The following is a 20,109-nucleotide window of genomic DNA, read 5'->3' as shown; positions in this document are numbered from 1 at the left end:
TTCGATCGGGGTACTCCACCACCGAAGACCCGATCAGTCGTCGAGCGCTGGACACTGAAATGTCAGTGCGGCCCTGATGAACTCGACCCGATCCCGTTTGATCTGCAGAAGATGTTCATCGGTTTCCTTCTCCAGTCGCCCGAGGATGTCCTGCAACTCGATCACATCATGTCGGGCACTGCGCCGATTCTCCGGAAGCTCACCCGGCTCCACGGGAGAGGCAAGGTAGTCGAGGCGGTCCTGCAGCGAGTTCCGGTGCATCGCTCTCATGAAGTCGACGGCACCGGCAGCGTTGTCCTCGGATTCGGCCAGCTCCTCATCGGCCCTGGCCAGGTAATCGACAGTATCGCCCGACATCTCGATGTCGGTGCAGAGTCGACGGCCCAGACTGCGCAAGAATCCCGGGGTCGAGACCACCGACTCGAACTCGCTGGACGACAGGCCTGCCTTCCACTCGAATTCGAGACCGCACGTGGCTGCGGCGAATTGCGCATCGCCGCCGGCAGGTGTGTTCGGGTACAGCAAGGCAGTCTTGCTTCCACCGGGTACGAACGCGCTCAGACGGCGCACGTCGAAAGGGTCGTCGGGCTGACCGTTACGCCAGTAGAACTCTTCCTCGAATTGCGTGCGCACTTTGCCCCGCACCCGCAGATACGGCGTGTGAAGAAGCGCGTCACCCATGACGGTCAACGTCGAGTTCTCGCCGACGGAGTCGATGCACGGGACCAACGGAGACCGTGTGCCGGAAGCGACGGCAGGCTCGTCCTGTGATGACGAGGAACACCCTGTCAGAGCGACCAGAACAAGAGCTGCAGCCATACGACGAATCATTGTTTCCCCCCGGAAATTTCTCGAACTCTAACGCCCCAGTCAGCGGGACGTGAAATACAACCCAGTGCGCCTGTCGCAAATAGGAAAAATCCGGTGCAGACGACCGCGGTGAGCGCGGTCGTCTGCACCCGATTCGCACTGCAACCCACTGCAACTCTCGACCCCTGCGCGCATCAGGAGTGTGCTGGGTCACATCGCTGGAACCACGAATCGCTAGGAGTTTTCATGACCCAGACCATCGAGCCGATCGAGATCACCCGCACGCACACCCCGCAGGAACGGGTCGACGCCTGGCTGTCGAAGTTCGAGGAAGCCCTGGTCGCACGTGATATCCCCCGCGTTGCCGGCATGTTCGCCGTCAGCAGCTTCTGGCGCGATCTCGTGACCTTCACCTGGAATCTCAAGACCGTCGAAGGCCGTGACGGTGTCAGCGACATGCTGTCCGAGCGCCTCGACGACACCGATCCCACGGGCTTTCACACCACCGAGGTTCCCGACGAGGCGGACGGCGTCGTCTCGGCGTGGATCGAGTTCGAGACCGCCACGAGCCGCGGCAAAGGACATCTGCGCCTGACGGTGGACGCGGACACGGGCGACGACGTGGCCTGGACGTTGCTCACCACGATGCAGGAGCTCAAGGGATACGAGGAACGGCAGGGCAGGACTCGCATCAAGGGTGCGGTGCACGGCTCGAATGCCGACACCCAGAACTGGGCGGAGAAGAAGGAGATCGAGGAGTCCGAGCTCGGTTACAGCGTGCAGCCGTACGCCCTCGTGATCGGCGGAGGCCAGGGCGGCATCGCTCTGGGCGCGCGGTTCCGGCAGCTCGGTGTGCCCGCGATCGTCGTCGACCGCGCCGACCGTCCCGGCGACCAGTGGCGCGGACGTTACAAGTCGCTGTGCCTGCACGATCCGGTGTGGTACGACCACCTCCCCTACCTGCCGTTCCCGCCGAATTGGCCGGTGTTCGCGCCGAAGGACAAGATCGGCGACTGGCTCGAGATGTACACCAAGGTCATGGAGGTGCCGTACTGGAGCAAGACCACCGCGAAGTCCGCCACCTACGACGAGGTGGCGAAGGAGTGGACGGTCGTCGTCGATCGCGACGGTGAGGAAGTGATTCTGCGGCCCAAGCAGTTGGTGATGGCTACCGGAATGTCCGGCAAGAAGAATGTTCCGAACTTCCCCGGCATGGACGAGTTCGAGGGCGAGCAGCATCATTCCAGCGAACACCCCGGTCCCGACGCGTATGTCGGCAAGCGCGTCGTGGTGGTCGGTTCCAACAATTCTGCGCACGACATCTGCAAGGCACTGTACGAGACGGGCGTCGACGTCACGATGCTGCAGCGCTCGTCGACGCACATCGTCAAGTCCGATTCACTGTGCGAGATCGCGCTGGGAGATCTGTACTCCGAGCGGGCCGTCGAGTCCGGAATGACCACGGGCAAGGCCGATCTGACGTTCGCTTCCTTGCCCTATCGGATCATGCACGAGTTCCAGATTCCGGTGTATCAGCAGATCGCGGAGCAGGACAAGGACTTCTACGACCGGCTGGAGAAGGCCGGGTTCCAACTCGATTTCGGTGACGACGGATCCGGTCTGTTCATGAAGTACCTGCGGCGCGGCTCGGGCTACTACATCGACGTCGGCGCATCCGAGCTGGTCGCGGACGGGAAGATCAAACTCGTTGCCGGACAGGTGGAACGGATCAGCAAGACCGGCGTCGTACTCGACGACGGCACCGAGCTTCCGGCGGATCTCATCGTCTACGCCACCGGCTACGGCTCGATGAACGGCTGGGTCGCCGATCTGATCGATCAGGAGACCGCGGACAAGGTCGGCAAGTGCTGGGGACTCGGCTCGAACACCACCAAGGATCCCGGTCCGTGGGAGGGCGAGCAGCGCAACATGTGGAAGCCGACGCAGCAGGAGAACTTCTGGTTCCACGGCGGCAATCTGCATCAGTCCCGGCACTATTCGCTGTACCTGGCACTGCAGATCAAGGCGCGCTACGAGGGCATCGACACCCCGGTCTACGGGTTGCAGGAAGTGCATCACCTGCGGTGACTCATGTGAGCGGAAGTTCGTAGCCTGCTACGAACTTCCGCTCACGTGCGGCGCAGCCGCTCTAGTCGTACAGATCGATTGCCTGAGCCTTCTTGATCAGCGCATCCTCGGATCGCACCTGCGCGAGGTTGACGACCCGCGTCGGCAGCACCGAGGAATAGAGCCAGTCCGTCGCCACCCGCACTCGGGCGGAGACCGTCGGCAACGCGTAGAGGTGATATCCGCGCGCGACGAACTTCGCCACCGGTCCGGTCAGCGGAATGCCGAGTGGTTTTGCGACACCGTCGAATCCGCCGAGGTCGGCGACCAACCCCAGATCCTTGTGCTTGTACGGACGTGCCTGCCCGACGCCCATCGACGCCGCGACATTGCGTGCGACGGCAACGCCCTGCCGCTGGGCGTGCTGAGCCGTCGGTGGTGTCGGCTTCGACGGGTCGGCGGCGAGGTCGGGGACTGCGGCCGCGTCGCCGATCGCCCATACGTCCGATACGTCGGGGACGGTCATGTCCGCCCGCACGACGAGGCGTCCGCCCGCTGTCGGTAGACCCAGCTGCGTGATGAGAGGGCTCGGTGCGACGCCTGCTCCCCAGACCAGAGTTCGGGACGGAATGACCTCGTCGTCGGTGAGCGTCACCGACGTTGCGGTGGCCGAGGCCACCGACACACCGAGCCGCACGTCCACACCCCTTTCGTCGAGCACGGCGAGCGCTTCTCGACCGAGTCGCTCACCGAGCTCGGGAAGTACCGCGTCGGCCACGTCGACGAGCACCCAGCGCACCTCGTCGGGGTCGACGGTCGCCCATCGGGATGCGATACCGCGAACCCAATTCTGCATCTGGGCAACGAATTCGGTGCCGGTGTAGCCCGCACCCACGGCCACCACGGTCAACCGCTCGGCGCGTTCGCTCCGGCCTTCCGGGGTGTCGGGCAGGGCATCGGCCGCGTCGAGTTGCGCGAGCACATGGTTGCGGATGTAGACGGCCTCGCTCAACGTCTTGAGCCCGTACGCATGCTCGTCGACGCCGGGGATGTCGAACTGCTTGGTCACCGAACCGGGCGCGAGTATCAGCTTGTCCCACTCGAGCGTCGAGTCACCGTCGGGGCCGGTCACCGTCAGCTCGCGCGCCTCGAAATCGACGGTGGTGACGTGACCGAGCACCAACTTGACGCCCGGCAGTGCCTGACGAGTGGAGACGGCGATGTCCCGCGGATCGAGCACACCGGTGGCGACCTCGGGCAGCAGCGGACTGTAGAGCAGGTAGTCGGTGGGAGCCACCAACGTCAGCACGGCGCGGTCGGGCCCCAGCAGCTTCGTCAGCCGCTGCAGAGCGTTGAATCCGCCGAAGCCGCCACCGACCACCACGACGCGAGCAGGCCGCGCGGGGGCCGGAGAACTCGAACCGAAACCGGGAAGGAATCTGCGCATATCCGAGATTAACCCGACGGCGGGAGGCCTCGCAGACGACGTTCGGAGGTTGTGGAGCGGAGGTCAGCGCACCCCGTCCCACACCGCGCGTGTCGCCGGCCTCGGATCGAGGGCGACGCCGGGCTCGTTGCCGAACATCATCACGGCGCGGTCGGTGCCGTACGAGTCCCAGCCGGGGGTGCCGTCGCGCACGAAGTCGACCCAGGCGCGGTGCATCAGGTCGGCCACCTGCTGAGGCGGGTTCGGTCCCGTGATGCGCGAGGTCTCGGGCTTGTGCAACATGTCGAACACGAACGGGATCTCGAGTGCGTGGCAGGCACCGAGGGCACCGTCGAACAGCGATGAGCGCCAGGTGAATTCGTAGACGAAGGCGTTGCCGGAGCGGGCTTCGACCAGACGCGTCGCCGGGATACGGAAGAACCAGTCGGTCATGACGGCGATCATCAGCTCGCCGGCAGAGGCGTCGGGCAGCTGTTCGCGGTACTTCTCCAGCGCCGACGCATCGGCTCGGTACCCGGCGAGGACCATCTTCACGTAGTCCTCGGTGAGGTGCGGGACCAGGCCGGCCGGGACGATGAAGAAGGCGTGCTCTTCGCTGGTGGTGCCGATCAACACGTCCACCTGCGCGCTCGCGCCGTGGCCGATACGCGAAAAGGGCAGTGCCGGAACGATATCGCCGTCGATGTACGGTTCGAAGGCCATCACGTTCAGGGCCAGCTCACCCCACGCTCCGGTCGGGGCCTCGGCGGTGATCCGATCGGACAGTTCGCGTTGTGCGTCCACCAACGCATCCACCGGTACCGAACCCAGGCCGTCGACCGAGGCATCGACGCCGAGCGAGGACGCCAACGCCGCAGAGACCTTCGCGGCGGTCTCGGCGGTGATGACGTGGTGCCCGGCTCCGCTCTGCAGAATCGCCCGCTGGAAGAGTCCCTCGGCACTGGGCATCGACATCAGGGTGCCGACGCTCATCGCCCCGGCAGATTCTCCCGCGATGGTCACCTTCGCGGGGTCGCCGCCGTAGGAGGCGATGTGGTCACGTACCCATTCGAGCGCCGCGACCTGATCGAGCATTCCGCGGTTGGCCGGGGCACCGTCGATCAGTGCGAAACCGTCGACTCCGAGGCGGTAGTTGATCACCACGGCGACGACACCGTCCCGGGCGAAGGCGGAACCGTCGTACGTGGGAATGGCGTTGCTGCCGTTGACGAATGCGCCGCCGTGGATCCAGACGAAGACCGGTGCCGATCCCGCGACGTCGGGGGTGAAGACGTTGACGTTGAGGCACTCTTCGCCGGGTACCACCGGCTCGCTGAGGATCTCGCTGGTCGGCGGCCGGTAGCCCACCTTGGGGACGGTGGCCCCGAGTTCGAGGGCGTCGCGCACGCCGTTCCAGGTCGGCGGCGGCGAGGGTGCCTGGAATCGGCGGGGCCCGAACGGGGCCTCGGCGTACGGAACTCCGAGGAACGAGATGATGCCTGCGTCGGTCCGACCGCGAACCTGGCCCTGAGGTGTATCGACGGTGATCGTGTCCATACCTCATTACTACCCTGTTCGGATCGGACCGACGCCCTCAGGCGGTCAGACCAGACGTGCCTCGGGTGAACCCGTCTTGCCCGGGTCTCGCTCGACGGAATCGCCGAGGGCGTCGTCGATCTTGGCGAGCACGTCGGCGTCGAGCGTCACTTCGGAGGCCTTGATGTTCTCGGCGATCTGCTCGGGGCGGGAGGCCCCGACGAGTGCGGCGGCGATGTTGTCGTTGGCCAGTACCCACGCAACGGCCAACTGCGCCATGGTGATTCCGAGATCGTCGGCGATCGGCTTCAGCTGCTGCACCCGGGTGAGGGTCTGATCATCGAGGTAGCGGGCGATCATCTTGTCGCCGCCCTTGTCGTCCTTGGCGCGAGAGCCGTCGGGCAAAGGCTGACCGGGGAGGTACTTTCCGGTGAGCACGCCCTGGGCGATGGGCGACCAGACGATCTGCGAGATGCCCAGTTCCTTCGACGTCGGGATCACCTGATCCTCGATGACGCGCCACAGCGCCGAGTACTGCGGCTGGTTCGAGATGATCGAGAAGCCGTTCTGGCGGGCGAGTTCCTGACCGGCCCGGAGCTGGTCGGCGGTCCATTCGGAGACGCCGATGTAGAGCGCCTTTCCCTGGCGGACGACGTCACCGAAGGCGGCAATGGTCTCTTCGAGCGGTGTCTCGACGTCGTAGCGATGCGCTTGGTAGAGGTCGACGTAGTCGGTGCCGAGCCGACGCAGCGAGGCGTCGATGCCTTCGAGGATGTGCTTGCGAGAGAGTCCGGTGTCGTTGGGACCCTTGGGCCCGACTGGGAAGTAGACCTTGGTGAAAATCTCCAGCGATTCCCGACGCTCGCCCTTCAGCGCGTCACCGAGGACGGCCTCTGCCGCCCCATTGGCGTACACGTCGGCGGTATCGAAGGTGGTGATGCCCGCATCGAGCGCCGCGCGCACGCACTGGGTTGCGATGTCGTTCTCCACCTGCGATCCGTGCGTCAACCAGTTGCCGTAGGTGATCTCCGAAATCTTCAGTCCACTGTTTCCGAGGTATCTGTAAGCCATACAGAAAACGGTACTCCGGTGGTCAGTTCGATAGTGGCCGACGACCGAGAGCCCACATCCCGACGCCGCAGAGGACGACCGTCACGACGGCCGCACCGGTCGAGAGCCACAAGTCGGCAGTGGGCGAGGAGGTACTGGTGTCGATGGTGCTCAATGGCGTGTACGCCGTCCAGCCGTAGGTGACCACCATCGGCACGGTGATCGCGACCGGCACCGCGAGGCCGAGGGTCGCCGGTGCAGGGTCGGCGGGTGTGCACGCCACGTAGAGGTAGGCCGTAGCAGCCGGAAACACGATCAGAGACGCCACATAGTGAACGTTGTCCAGCGGCGGCTGCGCGAACAGTGCCGTCGCGCAGACCACCGCCAGCACTGCGACACCGACCATCGGACGCCCCCAACGCAATCCGAGTGCAGCGCCGGCCACAACCGACAGTGCGATGACGGCCACGAGTCCGAGTGTCCAGACCCAGTCCGAGGCACTGATCCCCACCCCCGACGTGGTGGTCGAGGCGAGCAACACGGCCGTTCCGGCGAGAACCGTCACGCCACCGCGACCCGGCAGCAAGCCGGCCGCCCCGAACAACACGGGTACGACGAAGAGACCGAAATACCACCGGCCACTGAACCCGTACTCACCATGGAACACGCTGTGCCCGAACAGCATATCGAGCAATAGCCCACCGATCGCCACCAGCAGTATCGCCGAGCCCGTGCGAACACCACGATCGGTGGCCGGGCTGTGGGCCTGGCTTTCGACGCGAGCCGCCCACGCCGCTGCCAACCCCACGAGCACGCAGAGCACCGGCACGACCACCGGTGTACCCAGCTCGGATTCGGCGAGGTAGTCGGCGTAACGCCGTGGAATGCCTGAGTACTGCAACGCTTCGATCGCGCCTGTGCTGAGCAGTCCGAGAACGAACGACGCGGCCAGCAGCGCCTGACGAACTCGTTCGCGATTGGCATGTACTGCGCTGCATCCCAACAGAACTCCGCCTGCCACCACCTCGACGAAGTCGGACGAGAGCAGCAGCACCGAGCCACCGATGGCGACAGCAGCGGCGACGGACAGGCCGGCCAGAATACTGCGCCGACGAACGAACATCGCCAGACCCGACGCCAGAATCACTGCCACCGCGACTCCTCCGCCGCCACTGGAGAACAGCACCCCGCCGAAGCCGGCGTCGCCGAGGATATCGATCCCGTCCGGCTGCATCGACAATCCTGCCAGCAATCCGGTCAGCAGTACCCCGAGCGCAGTCATGCCCGAATTATGCACTGCCGCCGCGATAGTGCCGGGATGCCGCCAGGATCTTGCCGAGGGTGGCGGAGAAGGCACGCAGTTCACTCTCTCCCACCGCGGCTCCCACCGCATCGGACCATGCATGTTGCGCATCCCGCAGCTGTGCAACGGTGTCCCGCCCCTTGGGAGTGGGTTCCAACAGCTTTGCGCGCTTGTGGTTCGGGTTGTCGACGTAGACGGCCCAACCTTTGTCCACCAACAGGTTTGCCGTCCGCTGCACGCTCTGCCGCGCCAACCCGAGCCCGACGCGTCGCGCGATGTCGGCGACCGATAACGGCTCGTCCAGGGTGGCACCGAGAACCTGCCACCACGCCGGCGTCAGACCCGTCGGCTCGGTGATGTCGTGTGCGGCAGCGAGAAATTCGCCGTTGAGCTCGAAGACGGGCAACACCAACTCTGTCAGCGCATCGCCCTCGGGTGTGCGATGCTTCATGCGTTCACGAGCTGGTCGTAGTACTTGCGATCGCCCGTCTTGTAGAGGCCGTACCAGGCATCGACGACGGGCTGCGGAAACACGTTCAACCGCTCGAATACCAGCTTCGCGAACTCGAGCGGGTTCACGCCTCCCGCGGTGATCACTGTGCCGTCGGACACTGCCTTTTCTTCTCGGTAGTGCTCGTCTCCGCTGTATTGCTCTGCAGCAGTTAGGAATTCGGCAGCATTGGACGTATGTGGCCGGTCGTTGAGCAGCCCGGTCCGAGCCAGCCCGTAGGTGGCACCGCAAATCGCCGCGATCGGTTTCCCCGCCGCAACCAGTTCGGCGGCCAGCCTCAGTACCGTGTCGTGCCCGGAGTTCCAAGTGTCCGCACCGGGCAGAATCAGGGCATCGAGGGTCGGAATATCGGCGACCGAGACGTCGGGAACGATGCGGACACCTCCCATCGTTGTGACAGCCTCCCCGGCCTCGGAGGCGATGATCAGCCTGTTGGCGTCCGGGTCTTGTTCACGGGCCATGGCAAGTCCGGCGATGAGGTATCCGTACTCCCAGTCGGCCATGGTGTCGGTGGCGTACAGCGCAATGGTGGTGGTCATCGGACGTCCTCCGAGTAGATTGACAGGATGCTGTCCATTATCACTCGATTGACAGCAGACTGTCAATACCCGGAAGCACCCGAGTAGCTCGCTCGCGTGGACCCACCTCGTCGAGATAGATCCGGCACGCCGCGTGATAACGCTGATCGAAGGCCCTACCTGCCGCTTCCGTGCCGCCGAGCGCATACGCATCCCTGGCGACACCTCGGGCTCGCGCGAGTTCCATGGGGGTGTCGACGAAGACGGTGTAGTCCCAATAGTCGGGCAGCGGGCCGATGGAGAAATGTTCCGTCCACCACGACGATCGCGCCGGTAGGCACCGGCTCAGGCGGATCTTCCACCGGCTCGTCCGTCACCAGATCGATGATCCGCCGCCGAATGGCATTGCTTCCGTTCGGCCCCAACGGAATCAGCACGTGTGTTCGGAGCGCGTCGAAGTCGTAGGCATCCCGGTAGTAGCCGAGGGCCGACGCCCGACCCTGTCGGTAACGGTGGGCGCGCCGGTGATGAAAACCGTCCATCGTCACATGCATGGACGGACGACCATGTGCTGCAACAGCATCCACAAGCCATCGTGCGCACGTGGACTTACCGGAAGCCGTCACTCCGTCGATGGCCACCCGTAGCGGATGGCCCGGAGCATGGGAAAGCACGTCTCGCACCATGTCATCACCGACGCTCATGGGGCCAGGGTAGGCGATCCCTTTATCAACCAATTGGTTGACTACGTTCGGCGGGCGGCCTATTCTCGGCGGCACCACACAGTGAGGACACCATGGACGATCGAACTGAGCAGCTCAACAGGACGTTCGCTGCCTTGGCCGACCCGACGCGACGCGACATCGTCGCTCGACTCGCCGGGGCGGATGCGAACGTCAGCGAGCTGGCCGAGTCGTACGACATCAGCCTGCAAGCGGTGTCGAAGCACGTGAAGGTGCTCGAAGCGGCCGGATTGGTCACCCGCAGCAAGGATGCCCAGCGTCGTCCGGTGCATCTCGACGCCGAGGTGTTCGGCCTGATGACGAAATGGATCGAGCGTTATCGCCAGGAAGCAGAGCAACGGTATCGACGCCTCGATGCCCTGCTGGAAACCATCGCAGACGACAAGACCACCGAGACGAAGGAAGTGTCATGACCGCGCACGAAACCGAGATCGTTGCGGACGAGAAAGTCCCCACGATCGAGATCATTCGAGAGTTCGATGCGGCACCGGAGCGGGTGTTTCGCGCTCACATCGACCCCGAGCTGTATCGCCAGTGGGTTGGTCCGCGATCGTTGACGACCCGAATCCTGAAGTGGCAGGGCCACACCGGAGGCGCGTGGGCGTTCGCCAACGACCGTGACGGTGAGGAAATTGCCTCCTTCTTCGGCAGCTTCCACGAGGTGCGCCCGAACGAACGAATCGTGTGGACCTTCACCTACGAGGGCCAGCCAGATTCGGTCGCGCTCGAGACGCTCACGTTCGAGAACCGCGAAGGCGGGGGCACGCTGCTCAGAGTGCTCAGTGTGATGTCGGACTTCGCCTCTCGCGACGGCATGCTCTCCAGTGGAATGGACGTAGGCGTGAAGGAGGGCTACGACAAGCTCGACGAACTGCTCGCGCAACGAACGGGGCCGGCTGGGCAGCACATGCAGGACGCGGCAGCCTTCACCGCACTCGTCCTGTTCGCGTCGCCCGAGGACTGGTCACGCCCGAGCCCGGTATCAGGCTGGGCGGCAATCGATGTCGTGAAGCACCTGATCGAGTGGTCTCGCGGTTTTCTCGCCGGCGGGGCCGGTGTCGAACTGCAGACCCTGGACGTCGAAGCCGACCCGGCCGCGGCCTGGACCCAGCACGTCGCCGACATCCAAGCAATTCTCGACGACCCCGCCGGCCGGATTCTGAGCAACCCGCACACCGGAGACATGCCGGTGGACAAGGCGATCGAGATGTTCTATACCGCCGACGTCTGGATGCACTCCTGGGACCTGGCGAAAGCCCTTGGCCGAGAGCCTGATCTGGGTCAGGAGCGCTGCGCTGCAGCCTTGGAGGCCATGCGACCGATGGAGCAGATGTTGCGGGACAGTGGGCAGTACGGCCCCGCCGTCCCCGTCGCCGACGACGCATCCCCACAGGACAAGCTGATGGCCTTCATCGGACGGGACCCGGCTTGGTCACCCCGGAGCTAAGTCGCCACCGCCTCGAGTTGTGGCCGAATCTTGTTCAGCGAGTGCTCGACCGACGCCTTCGACGGTGTATTGAAACCGACGACCGTAGCGTAGTCCACCACGGCTACTCCACCACCCGCCGCCGCAGGCAGAGTTGAGAATCCCGGAAGCTTCTCCAGGTCTTCCCGCGTTCCCCCATTGGGAAGCATCACGACCAGATCGGCCGTCAACACGTCGAGACGCTCGGGGCTGAGCACGATGCGTCCGTGCGAGATGTCGGGTGAATCGACCAGACTCTGCGGCACACTGAGCCCGATGCTGCCGAACACTTGGGCAGCGCCGTCTTCGGGGTCGGCGACGACAGCAAGCTGCTGGGAGTCGAAGACGAACTGAGAGAGCACCGCTGTCTTTCCGTCGAGTCCCGGATAGTCCTTCTTGATGTCGTCGGTGACGGCGTGGCCCTCGTCGATGATTCGCCGAGCGTCGTCTTCCCGATCGAGCACAAGGCCAAGGGTCTCGATCTGCGATTCCCAGGTCTCGACCCTGTCCGACTTGGGCAAGATTGTCGGTGCGAAATCCGCCAGACCTGCATACGGTTCGATCGACGCGATCCCCGACACCAAGATCAGATCCGGCTGCAGCGCCGCGATCTGCTCGGTCGGCACCGCACCGTCCATCTGGCCGACCGCAGCCGAGTCGAGCATCTCGGCATCGGAACTCACTGCCGACTGCCAGGGGTAGAGCCCACGTTCGTCGCCGTTCGATCCGGCAGAGACGTACCCGACGGGTTGCACATCGAATTCCAGCAGCGCGTCGACCCACTGCTGCCCGAAGGCGACTATGCGCTCCGGCGTTCCCGTGATCTGTGTCGGCCCGGCAAGTGTGTCGATCGTGACGGTGCGGGCGTCGGTTCCGGCGTCGTCGGCTGCCCCGCTACTGCACGCGACCAGCGCCGACGCGGTTGTCAGAACGAGCACACACCCCAGGAATGTCCGTTTCATCCGCAGAAGTTAGCACAGGCTCACCTTGCTACGGTGGGCTACCTTCACAGGTACTTCTTCAGCTCCATCTTCGCGATAGACATCTTGTGCACCTCGTCCGGACCGTCGGCGAGCCGCAGCGTGCGGATGTGCGCGTACATCATCGCGAGCGGGAAGTCGTTGGACACTCCGCCTCCGCCGTGAACCTGGATGGCACGATCGATGATCTTCAGCGCCATCTCCGGTGCCGCAACCTTGATGGCGGCGATCTCGGTACGCGCTTCCTTGTTCCCGACGGTGTCCATCAGGTACGCGGCTTTGAACGTGAGCAGTCGAGTCTTCTCGATCTCGATGCGCGCCTCGGCGATCCAGTCCTGAATGTTCGAGCGCATCGCCACCGGCTTGCCGAACGTCACTCGCGATACCGCACGGCGACAGAGCAATTCGAGTGCACGCTCGGCCACGCCGATCGTGCGCATGGCGTGGTGGATCCGGCCCGGCCCCAAGCGGGCTTGGCTGATGGCGAAGCCCTCACCCGGCCCCTTCAGCACATCCTTCGCCGGCACCCGCACGTCCTCGAAGAGCACCTCGGCGTGGCCTTCGCGGTCGATGTACCCGAACACCGGCAGGTTGCGCAGCACCGTGACACCGGGTGCGTCGATGGGTACCACCAGCATCGACTGCTGGCGGTGCGTAGCCGCCTCGGGATCGGTCTTGCCCATCACGATGAGCACCTTGCAGTTCTTGTGCATCGCATTGGACGTCCACCACTTGCGCCCGTTGAGAATGAAATCGTCACCGTCGCGCTCCATCTTCATCGCGATGTTGGTGGCATCGGAGCTGGCCACGTCGGGCTCGGTCATCGCGAAGGCAGAACGAATGGTGCCGTCCAGCAACGGCTTCAAGTACTTCTCTTTGTGCTCGTCGGTGCCGAAGAGCGTGAACACCTCCATGTTGCCGGTGTCCGGAGCGTTGCAGTTGCATGCCTCGGGAGCGAGCAGGCTGCGGCCCATGATCTCGGCCAGCGGTGCGTATTCGAGGTTGGTCAGGCCCGGGCCCCACTCGGGATGCGGGTGGAACAGATTCCACAGTCCACGCGAGCGCGCTTCCTTCTTCAGGTCCTCGATGATCGGCGGCTGAAAGTGTGGGTCACCCGACTCGAGCATCTGCTGCTCGTACACTGCCTCGGCCGGATAGATGTGAGAGTCCATGAACTCCAACAGATCCGACTCGTACTTCTTCGCGCGGTCGGAGGTCTCGAAAAATGCCACGGTGGGCCCCTATCGGTTGTTGTCGAGCAAGCTGTCCTGGTAGCGACGCATGCCGCGCAACCACCGGTCGTAATCGGCACCCTTGTTGCGGTACATGTCCAGTACGTTCTCGTGCGGCAGGATCAGGAACTGCTCGCGGTCCATTGCGTCGAGCACCACATCGGCGACGTCGAGCGGTTCGAGCACGGCACCGGCACTGAGAACCGCGGCAGTTGCCGCCGCTCCCAATGCATCTCCGGATTCACGTCCCTCGTAGAGCAGTTTGGTGTTGACACCCATCGGGCACAGGCAGCTGACGCGGATGCCACGGTTGCCGTAGGTGACGTTCATCCATTCGGCGAATCCGACCGCCGCGTGCTTAGTCGTTGCATAGGTCGCCGAGCCGATCTGGGTGAGCAGACCGGCCGCGGACGCGGTGCTGACGAAGTACCCCTCACCGCGTTCGAGCCAACCCGGCACCAGCAACTGCGCGGCGCGAATGTGCGCGCGCACGTTGACGTCGAACGAGAGGTCCCAGTCCTGCTCGGCGGCGTCGAGTCCGGGTGCGCCGCTGATGCCTGCGTTGGCGAAGTAGAGATCGACGGGTCCGAACGAATCCTCGGCCACCGCGATCAGCCGTCGAATGTCCTCGGTGTTCGACGCGTCCGCCGCAGCGGCGACGGCCGTTCCCGGCCGATCGCGTTCGATGGCGTCGACCACGGACCGGGCTGTGGATTCGTCGAGGTCGGAGACGACGACGCGTGCCCCGTGTTCGGTGAGCCGGGCAGCGATGGCACCGCCGATTCCGCCACCACCCCCGGTGACGATGGCAACTCTGCCTTCAACCTTCATGCCCCAGGTATAGTTGAAGTCAGTTTCAAGTTCAACCCTGGTTGCATGAACGCGCTGGTCAGGGGACGTGTCCTACGCCCGTGGGCGCGCCGGATCGGTGATCCATCCCGACCACGACCCCGGGTACAACGCCGCATCGATGCCCGCCAACTCGAGCGCGAGAATTTGATGTGCCGCAGTCACCCCCGATCCGCAGTAGACGGCGACGTCCTTCCCCTCGGGTACGAGTCCACCGAATGTGCCATCGAGTACCTCGGGAGGCAGGAAACGCCCGTCCGCATCGACGTTCTCGGTCGTCGGACGATTGACCGCACCGGGGATGTGACCGGCGACGGGATCCACCGGCTCCACTTCTCCACGAAACCGTTCGGGTGCGCGGGCGTCGAGCAGGATGTTGTTCTGCGCGAAGTCGAGCACATCGTCGACATCGAGGACGCGTGCGAGCGATGGTCGGGCGGTGAACGATCCGGCCGCCACTATCGACGGCTCGGTCCCGATCGGAAATCCGGCTGCGACCCACTGGGCGAGGCCACCGTCGAGGACCCGAACGTCGCGGTGCCCGAAGTAGCGCAGCAGCCACCACGCGCGCGCCGCGGCGGTTGCTGGGCCTGCGTCGTAGACCACCACGGAGGAGTCGTCGTCGACCCCGGCGCCGCGCATCGCTGCGACGAACGTCTCGGCGTCGGGCAACGGGTGGCGTCCGCGACTGTCCGGCGGAGCCGCCAGCTCCGCGTCGAGGTCCACGAATTGCGCGTTCGGGATGTGGCCGGCTTCGTATCCGGCTCGGTCGCTGCCGGTGAGGAGCGTGAATCGGACGTCGAGTAGGACCGGGCCGCGCCCCATCTCGAAGAGGTCGTGCAGTTCGGCGGCAGAGATCAGCGGCGATGGGCTCATAAGGCTTCGACGCTAACAGCCTCGCGTCGGGAATAGCTCGGTGTCGATGCAGGTTGCCCGCAGGCGTGACCGAAACTGCATCCACAACACAGCATCTGTCCACCGCCGGGCTTTTCGAGCCGTTCGAGGTCAAATCGCTGAAGCTGCGCAACCGCTTCGCCATGGCCCCGATGACGCGCGCTTTTTCCCCAGACGGCGTCCCCGGTCCCGATGTGGCCGAGTACTACCGCAAACGCGCTGCCGGTGGCACGAGCCTCATCATCACCGAGGGCACCTACATTCCCGATCCCGCAGCCGGCCCTCACACCCGCGTCCCGCGGATCTACGGTGACGCCAGCCTCGAGGGCTGGAAGGGCGTCGTCGACGCCGTGCACGCCGAGGGCAGCGCCATCATCCCGCAGCTGTGGCACCTCGGCGTCGAGCGCGGCACCGAACCCCGCCTGTTCCCGGACGTCACTACCGTCAGCCCGTCGGGGATTGCACTCGACGGTTCTTCGGTGGGTCGAGCATTCACCGACACCGACCTCGACGAACTCACCTCGCAGTGGGTACAGGCCGCGGTCAACACGAAGAACACCGGTTTCGACGGCCTGGAGCTGCACGGCGCGCACGGGTATCTGCTCGACGAATTCCTTTGGGCCACAACCAACGTACGCGACGACGAGTTCGGCGGTTCCCTCGAAGCTCGGACGCGCTTCCCGGCGCAGGTCGTCGCCGCGATCCGCGCCGCGGTGGGCGAGGACTTCGCCATCGTGTACCGATTCTCGCAGTGGAAGAGCAATCACTTCGACGCCAGGATCGCGCAGAACCCCGAGGAACTCGGACGAGTCCTGACTCCCCTGGTCGACGCCGGAGTGGACATCCTGCACGCCTCGACCCGTCGCCACTGGGATCCGGCATTCCCGGAGCTGGACGGCAACGACGGAAAGCTGGGCTTGGCCGGGTGGACCCGCAAGCTCACCGGCGTTCCGACGATCACTGTCGGTTCGGTCGGCCTCGACTCGGTGTTCACCTCGGCATGGTCGGAGGACGCCGCATCCGGTGTCACCGGACTCGACGCGCTGGTCGGTCAGTTCCAGGACAACGAATTCGATCTGGTGGCCGTCGGACGTGCGCTGCTGTCCGACCCCGAGTGGGTGAACAAGGTCGGAGACGGCCGCGTAGACGAGCGCATCGAATTCACCCGCGACCACATTCAGCACCTGATCTGACCCAGCGGGTACTGGTATCCACGGCAGCATCGCCTAGAACGGCGGTGCTGCCGTGTCGTCTGTCTCGGGCCGTTGGTTGTCTGGCGGGTCGGGGTAGGCGATGATGCCGGAGTTTCTCGGTTGGGTGGGGATGTGTGGTCTGAGGTCGTTTCCGAGGATCGGGACGGCGGTGCCGTTGGCGGGCAGGGTGATTCGGGTGGTCTTCGATGTCGATGTCCACAGGATCGCTCCGCCGGGGAGCATGACGGCTTTCCAGTAGCCGGCGGTTTTGACGGTGTGGTGGTATTCGCAGAGGCACTGCAGATTGTTGACGGTGGTCCAGCCACCGCCGAGGGGGTTGCTGTGGTCGAACGGGTTGATGTGGTCGAGTTGGCAGCGGGCGGCGGGGCGGTGGCAGCCGGGGAAGCGGCAGTGTTTGTCGCGGAATCGGACGGCTGCGGTGGTGAGGGCGTCGGGTCGGTAGATCAGGGCCCGGTCGGTGAGTGGGTCGCGGGGTACAGAGTTGCCGAGGGTGGGGTCGGCGGCGATAGCGGCTTCGAGTGCGGCGGCAAGGGAGGCGTTGCCGAGATAGAGGCCGGCGGGTGTGCGGGTTACCGATGTGTGGATCGTGCGGTTGTTGGGCCGGATTGCGAAGGGCAGGTCGAGGGTAGAGCTGTGCCGTGTGCCCCGGCCGACGGGAGTGTGGGTGCAGAACAGGGCTGCGGCGGAGGTCAGTGATTGCGTCCGCCGTTGCCCGTCCGCGCCTGCCCCGGTCTCGGTCTCGGTCTCGGAAGGAGCTGGATCGGCCGCTGAACGGGCAGGGGTGTCCCCCGCGGGATCCTCCGTCTGATGATTCTCCGTCTGATCGTGCATCGAAGTCGGTGATGTCGCCGTCCCCGGTTCCGGCGGGATAACTGTTCCTGGCGTGGGGCCTGTTGTCGGTGGTGGTACTGGTGTCGGCGGGACCGTCCCGGTTCGCTCGAGTCGCTCTGGAGCAGAGCCTGTTTCGCTTCGGTCGGGTGCAGCGCCGGACTCCGGTGAGAGCATGGGCCCAGGCGCTTGCGCTGCGTCGGAGCCACTGCCGGAATCGGGTCCCGGGTCGGATGCAGATTGAGCTGCCGACACCGGTGCAGCTGGGGTGGTTGATTCGATGTCAGGCTCACCGCGCGCAGCGGATCCGTCCGACGGATCCGCCTCCGGGGCAGTGGTGGCATCGGTGTCGACATCATCGGAAGTGCTTGTGGTCAAGCAGGACTCGGCCTCGGTCTCGGGTTCCGACTCGGCCTCGGTCTGGGGCTCCGGGTTGCTGTCGGTGCGGCTGTGGGTCTCGGTAGCGCGTCTTCCCGACGCAGTGTTCGTCCCTGAGTCCGCGTCCGCTGTGGCTGCCGACCCTGAGTCCGACTCCTGCGTCTGCATTTTCGGTGTTCGTTCCCATTCCCCGGTTGCCGGGTTCTGCACAGCCAGTCCGAGTTTTTCAGCGAGGGTAACTGCGTCGGTGAGCAGGATCTGCCACTGACTGTTGCGCGCCAACTCCCGAGCGAGGTCAGGATCGATGGAACCGTGCCCGGCCAGATACGCCGGGTTCGCAAGCAACCCGATCAGGGTGGCTATATCGACGGTGACCATCGTCAACGGCACCCGCCGATCGGGCAACACCGCATCCGCCTTGGGGCAGTCCTCCCGTCGGCACAGGCACGCCAAGCGGGGTTCGCCGTGCATGCGGGCCATGAACGCATCGCACAGTCGTTCCTTCTTACCGCGCGGGTCTTTCGGGCACAAGGTGTCGGCCATCTCCTCGAGCAACTGCCACGCAGCGGCAGCTTCCGGGGCGGTCAACTCCGCCCGGATCCGGGCCAGTTCCCCGGCCGGGGTGTAGGTGACGGTCCGGAACCTCCTCGCGAACTCGCGTAGTGCTGCTGCTTCCTCGGGGGCGACCCGCAGCAGGATGTCCCAGATCTCCTTCTCGAGCGGACCCGGCGACAACCGGTGGGCTGCCTCGACGACCTCGGCTTCGACGGAGCTGACGATGTCGTCGGAGAGATTGTCGAGGATCCGGCACACCGTCCGCACCCGCGCAAGGTCGACCTCCCCGCCCTCGAATGCTTTCCGCAGCAGGGGCAGTCGGGTGTGCAGGGCGACGCCGACCGAGATATACGATTCGGCGACCGTCGCCGAGCACCCCAACGCGACCGCCATTTCGGTGCGCCCGTACCGGCTGTAATGCTTGTACTCGATGTCGTGGGTGATCCAACTCCGATGAACCTCGTAACAGGCGGTGATCTTGCGGGCCGCCTGCCGATTCTCCGCACGCGCGGCAGCAGTCAACGCCTCCAGTGACACGGTCGGTACAGCACCCATCTTCCACCCCCCGGTGAGCCGAAACAAGAACGCCTGTTCGAACAAAAAGAACAGTAACCCGGGCCACCGACAAGAATGCTGGAGCCGAACAGCAGGCGACTGACCTGCCATTGTTGCCGCGTCGTTCTACACTCCACCCCATGAGCGAGCCTGATTCCACGGCGTCCGAGATGGCCGAGTTGCGAGCTCGGGCACACGAGGGCGATCACGACGCCCTCGACCAGTTGGTCGAACTCGCAGGTTCTCGAAACGACCTCGACGAACTCCGCTCTCTCGCCGATGCGGGCAGCAGTGATGCCGTCGACATCCTCGTCGAGCTCGCCGGTGAACGCGGCGACCGCGAGGAGTTGCAGAGGTTGGCCACCGCAGGCAGTCAGGACGCCGCGGATATTCTCGAAGAGATGGACAGTTAGCCGGGGCCGGGACGCTCCCCCAGTTGCACGGTGAGTCGATGGGCGGCGTCGAGCAGCAGCTTGCCCAACTCACGTCGTCGATCATCACGGAATCGCGTCTCGACACCCGTCAGGCTCAGCGCCCACGCAGGACCTCCGGCACGGTCGAACACGGCAGCACCGAGACCCCAGCTGCCCTCCACCAGCAATCCAGGATTCACGGCGAACCCCGTTGTCCTGGTGAGTCCCACGCGATGTCGAATCGCGTTGTCCGAGTGCGTCTCTCCCCACTCGGGAACCAAGTCGACTCCACCCAGGTACTCGTCCACCTCCCGATCGGGAAGGTGAGCGAGAATGGCCAGACCTGCGGACGCCACCCCGAGCGGAAGCCGAATCCCCTCGTACAACACGTGCGAACGCAACGGAAAGCTCCCCTCCACTCGAAGCAGGCACACGGTCTCCGCTCCGCGCCGGACCGACAGGAACGCACTCTCTCCGCTCTCGGCAGCCAACGCCTGCACTATCTTTCGAGCCTGGTCGGTGATGTCGTAGCGCAATGCCGCCATCGACCCGAGCAGGTAGATCTCCGGGCCCAGTGACCAGTGGCCGGTGGCGGCGTCGCGGTCGATGAACCCTTGGTCGGCCAGAGACGCCAAGAGGCGATGTGCAGTCGGTCGCGCGATACCGGTCGCCCGAGCGAGCGCGGTGGTCGAGGCACCCGACGGCTCCTCGCTTCCCGCCGCGCGCAGCAACGAACAGATCTTGCCGATCACACTTGCGTTGGCTTCCGCTGAGGTCACCTG

Annotated in this window: 18 protein-coding genes; 5 read left to right on the top strand and 13 right to left on the bottom strand. The window is 64.9% G+C overall.

Features of this window, described 5'->3' with window-relative positions; translation table 11 throughout:
• Positions 1-33: 33 nt before the first annotated feature.
• Complete coding sequence (locus tag CH296_RS13215) at positions 34-819, bottom strand: hypothetical protein (protein WP_094628640.1); 786 nt, start codon at positions 817-819, stop codon at positions 34-36.
• A 237-nt stretch (positions 820-1,056) separates the two neighbouring features.
• Here CH296_RS13215 and CH296_RS13210 point away from each other — a divergent pair, with 237 nt between their 5' ends.
• Positions 1,057-2,898, top strand: a complete 1,842-nt coding sequence (locus CH296_RS13210) for an NAD(P)/FAD-dependent oxidoreductase (protein ID WP_094684949.1) — start codon at positions 1,057-1,059, stop codon at positions 2,896-2,898.
• 61 nt (positions 2,899-2,959) lie between these two features.
• On the opposite strand, the gene CH296_RS13205 is transcribed toward CH296_RS13210, so the two are convergent.
• From CH296_RS13205 to CH296_RS13180, 6 genes are all read right to left on the bottom strand, one after another.
• A complete protein-coding gene (locus CH296_RS13205) occupies positions 2,960-4,324 on the bottom strand; it encodes an NAD(P)/FAD-dependent oxidoreductase (RefSeq protein ID WP_094684948.1) in 1,365 nt (454 codons plus the stop codon).
• 63 nt (positions 4,325-4,387) lie between these two features.
• Positions 4,388-5,860 carry a carboxylesterase/lipase family protein gene (locus CH296_RS13200; protein ID WP_094684947.1) on the bottom strand — a complete coding sequence of 491 codons (1,473 nt, stop codon included), beginning with the start codon at positions 5,858-5,860 and terminating at the stop codon, positions 4,388-4,390.
• Between the two features lie 45 nt (positions 5,861-5,905).
• On the bottom strand, positions 5,906-6,910 hold the full coding sequence (locus CH296_RS13195; protein ID WP_094628648.1) for an aldo/keto reductase family protein: 1,005 nt from the start codon (positions 6,908-6,910) through the stop codon (positions 5,906-5,908).
• Positions 6,911-6,932: 22 nt separating this feature from the next.
• The gene (locus CH296_RS13190) at positions 6,933-8,171 is read right to left on the bottom strand and encodes a hypothetical protein (RefSeq protein ID WP_094684946.1); all 1,239 of its coding nucleotides are present in this window, start codon (positions 8,169-8,171) and stop codon (positions 6,933-6,935) included.
• Positions 8,172-8,178: 7 nt separating this feature from the next.
• Complete coding sequence (locus CH296_RS13185; protein WP_094684945.1) at positions 8,179-8,643, bottom strand: MarR family winged helix-turn-helix transcriptional regulator; 465 nt, start codon at positions 8,641-8,643, stop codon at positions 8,179-8,181.
• Complete coding sequence (locus CH296_RS13180) at positions 8,640-9,242, bottom strand: DJ-1/PfpI family protein (RefSeq protein WP_094684944.1); 603 nt, start codon at positions 9,240-9,242, stop codon at positions 8,640-8,642. The genes CH296_RS13185 and CH296_RS13180 overlap by 4 nt, the downstream gene beginning before the upstream one ends.
• 775 nt (positions 9,243-10,017) lie before the next feature.
• Here CH296_RS13180 and CH296_RS13170 point away from each other — a divergent pair.
• Positions 10,018-10,377 (top strand): helix-turn-helix transcriptional regulator, encoded by a 360-nt coding sequence (locus tag CH296_RS13170; protein WP_032395205.1) that lies wholly within the window; start codon positions 10,018-10,020, stop codon positions 10,375-10,377.
• Positions 10,374-11,411 (top strand): TIGR03086 family metal-binding protein, encoded by a 1,038-nt coding sequence (locus CH296_RS29550; protein ID WP_094684942.1) that lies wholly within the window; start codon positions 10,374-10,376, stop codon positions 11,409-11,411. The genes CH296_RS13170 and CH296_RS29550 overlap by 4 nt, the downstream gene beginning before the upstream one ends.
• Here the strand turns inward: CH296_RS29550 and CH296_RS13160 are convergent.
• The 4 genes from CH296_RS13160 to CH296_RS13145 all read right to left on the bottom strand — a co-directional run bounded on the left by CH296_RS13160 (position 11,408) and on the right by CH296_RS13145 (position 15,366).
• Positions 11,408-12,391, bottom strand: coding sequence for an ABC transporter substrate-binding protein (locus tag CH296_RS13160; protein ID WP_094684941.1), 984 nt, complete (start codon positions 12,389-12,391; stop codon positions 11,408-11,410). The two genes, CH296_RS29550 and CH296_RS13160, sit on opposite strands and share 4 nt — an antisense overlap.
• A 44-nt stretch (positions 12,392-12,435) precedes the next feature.
• Positions 12,436-13,581: an acyl-CoA dehydrogenase family protein gene (locus CH296_RS13155; protein WP_371828369.1), complete on the bottom strand. Its 1,146-nt coding sequence runs from the start codon at positions 13,579-13,581 to the stop codon at positions 12,436-12,438.
• A gap of 69 nt (positions 13,582-13,650) precedes the next feature.
• A complete protein-coding gene (locus CH296_RS13150; protein ID WP_094646694.1) occupies positions 13,651-14,472 on the bottom strand; it encodes an SDR family oxidoreductase in 822 nt (273 codons plus the stop codon).
• Positions 14,473-14,544: 72 nt separating this feature from the next.
• Positions 14,545-15,366, bottom strand: a complete 822-nt coding sequence (locus tag CH296_RS13145) for a sulfurtransferase (RefSeq protein ID WP_032395208.1) — start codon at positions 15,364-15,366, stop codon at positions 14,545-14,547.
• A gap of 65 nt (positions 15,367-15,431) precedes the next feature.
• Between CH296_RS13145 and CH296_RS13140 the strand changes: the two genes are divergently transcribed.
• On the top strand, positions 15,432-16,577 hold the full coding sequence (locus CH296_RS13140) for an NADH:flavin oxidoreductase (RefSeq protein WP_179277716.1): 1,146 nt from the start codon (positions 15,432-15,434) through the stop codon (positions 16,575-16,577).
• Between the two features lie 33 nt (positions 16,578-16,610).
• Here CH296_RS13140 and CH296_RS13135 read toward each other — a convergent pair whose 3' ends face one another.
• The gene (locus CH296_RS13135; protein ID WP_179277715.1) at positions 16,611-18,914 is read right to left on the bottom strand and encodes a DUF222 domain-containing protein; all 2,304 of its coding nucleotides are present in this window, start codon (positions 18,912-18,914) and stop codon (positions 16,611-16,613) included.
• 140 nt (positions 18,915-19,054) lie between these two features.
• On the opposite strand from CH296_RS13135, the gene CH296_RS13130 reads away from it, so the two are divergent.
• Complete coding sequence (locus CH296_RS13130) at positions 19,055-19,327, top strand: hypothetical protein (protein ID WP_179272852.1); 273 nt, start codon at positions 19,055-19,057, stop codon at positions 19,325-19,327.
• On the opposite strand, the gene CH296_RS13125 is transcribed toward CH296_RS13130, so the two are convergent.
• A complete protein-coding gene (locus tag CH296_RS13125) occupies positions 19,324-20,106 on the bottom strand; it encodes an IclR family transcriptional regulator (RefSeq protein ID WP_176459064.1) in 783 nt (260 codons plus the stop codon). The two genes, CH296_RS13130 and CH296_RS13125, sit on opposite strands and share 4 nt — an antisense overlap.
• Between the last annotated feature and the right edge of the window lie 3 nt (positions 20,107-20,109).

The organism is Rhodococcus sp. 14-2496-1d (assembly GCF_002259365.1).
Classification (GTDB): domain Bacteria; phylum Actinomycetota; class Actinomycetes; order Mycobacteriales; family Mycobacteriaceae; genus Rhodococcoides.
The sequence above is the reverse complement of the archived record's forward strand: the minus strand, read 5'-3'. Positions and strand labels throughout refer to the sequence as shown.

What these genes read in the sequence shown, in the direction of transcription:
- CH296_RS13215 (WP_094628640.1), bottom strand. Translation starts at nt 819, where the DNA reads ATGGCTGCAGCTCTTGTTCTGGTCGCTCTGACAGGGTGTTCCTCGTCA.
- CH296_RS13210 (WP_094684949.1), top strand. Translation starts at nt 1,057, where the DNA reads ATGACCCAGACCATCGAGCCGATCGAGATCACCCGCACGCACACCCCG.
- CH296_RS13205 (WP_094684948.1), bottom strand. Translation starts at nt 4,324, where the DNA reads ATGCGCAGATTCCTTCCCGGTTTCGGTTCGAGTTCTCCGGCCCCCGCG.
- CH296_RS13200 (WP_094684947.1), bottom strand. Translation starts at nt 5,860, where the DNA reads ATGGACACGATCACCGTCGATACACCTCAGGGCCAGGTTCGCGGTCGG.
- CH296_RS13195 (WP_094628648.1), bottom strand. Translation starts at nt 6,910, where the DNA reads ATGGCTTACAGATACCTCGGAAACAGTGGACTGAAGATTTCGGAGATC.
- CH296_RS13190 (WP_094684946.1), bottom strand. Translation starts at nt 8,171, where the DNA reads ATGACTGCGCTCGGGGTACTGCTGACCGGATTGCTGGCAGGATTGTCG.
- CH296_RS13185 (WP_094684945.1), bottom strand. Translation starts at nt 8,643, where the DNA reads ATGAAGCATCGCACACCCGAGGGCGATGCGCTGACAGAGTTGGTGTTG.
- CH296_RS13180 (WP_094684944.1), bottom strand. Translation starts at nt 9,242, where the DNA reads ATGACCACCACCATTGCGCTGTACGCCACCGACACCATGGCCGACTGG.
- CH296_RS13170 (WP_032395205.1), top strand. Translation starts at nt 10,018, where the DNA reads ATGGACGATCGAACTGAGCAGCTCAACAGGACGTTCGCTGCCTTGGCC.
- CH296_RS29550 (WP_094684942.1), top strand. Translation starts at nt 10,374, where the DNA reads ATGACCGCGCACGAAACCGAGATCGTTGCGGACGAGAAAGTCCCCACG.
- CH296_RS13160 (WP_094684941.1), bottom strand. Translation starts at nt 12,391, where the DNA reads ATGAAACGGACATTCCTGGGGTGTGTGCTCGTTCTGACAACCGCGTCG.
- CH296_RS13155 (WP_371828369.1), bottom strand. Translation starts at nt 13,581, where the DNA reads ATGGACTCTCACATCTATCCGGCCGAGGCAGTGTACGAGCAGCAGATG.
- CH296_RS13150 (WP_094646694.1), bottom strand. Translation starts at nt 14,472, where the DNA reads ATGAAGGTTGAAGGCAGAGTTGCCATCGTCACCGGGGGTGGTGGCGGA.
- CH296_RS13145 (WP_032395208.1), bottom strand. Translation starts at nt 15,366, where the DNA reads ATGAGCCCATCGCCGCTGATCTCTGCCGCCGAACTGCACGACCTCTTC.
- CH296_RS13135 (WP_179277715.1), bottom strand. Translation starts at nt 18,914, where the DNA reads ATGGGTGCTGTACCGACCGTGTCACTGGAGGCGTTGACTGCTGCCGCG.
- CH296_RS13130 (WP_179272852.1), top strand. Translation starts at nt 19,055, where the DNA reads ATGAGCGAGCCTGATTCCACGGCGTCCGAGATGGCCGAGTTGCGAGCT.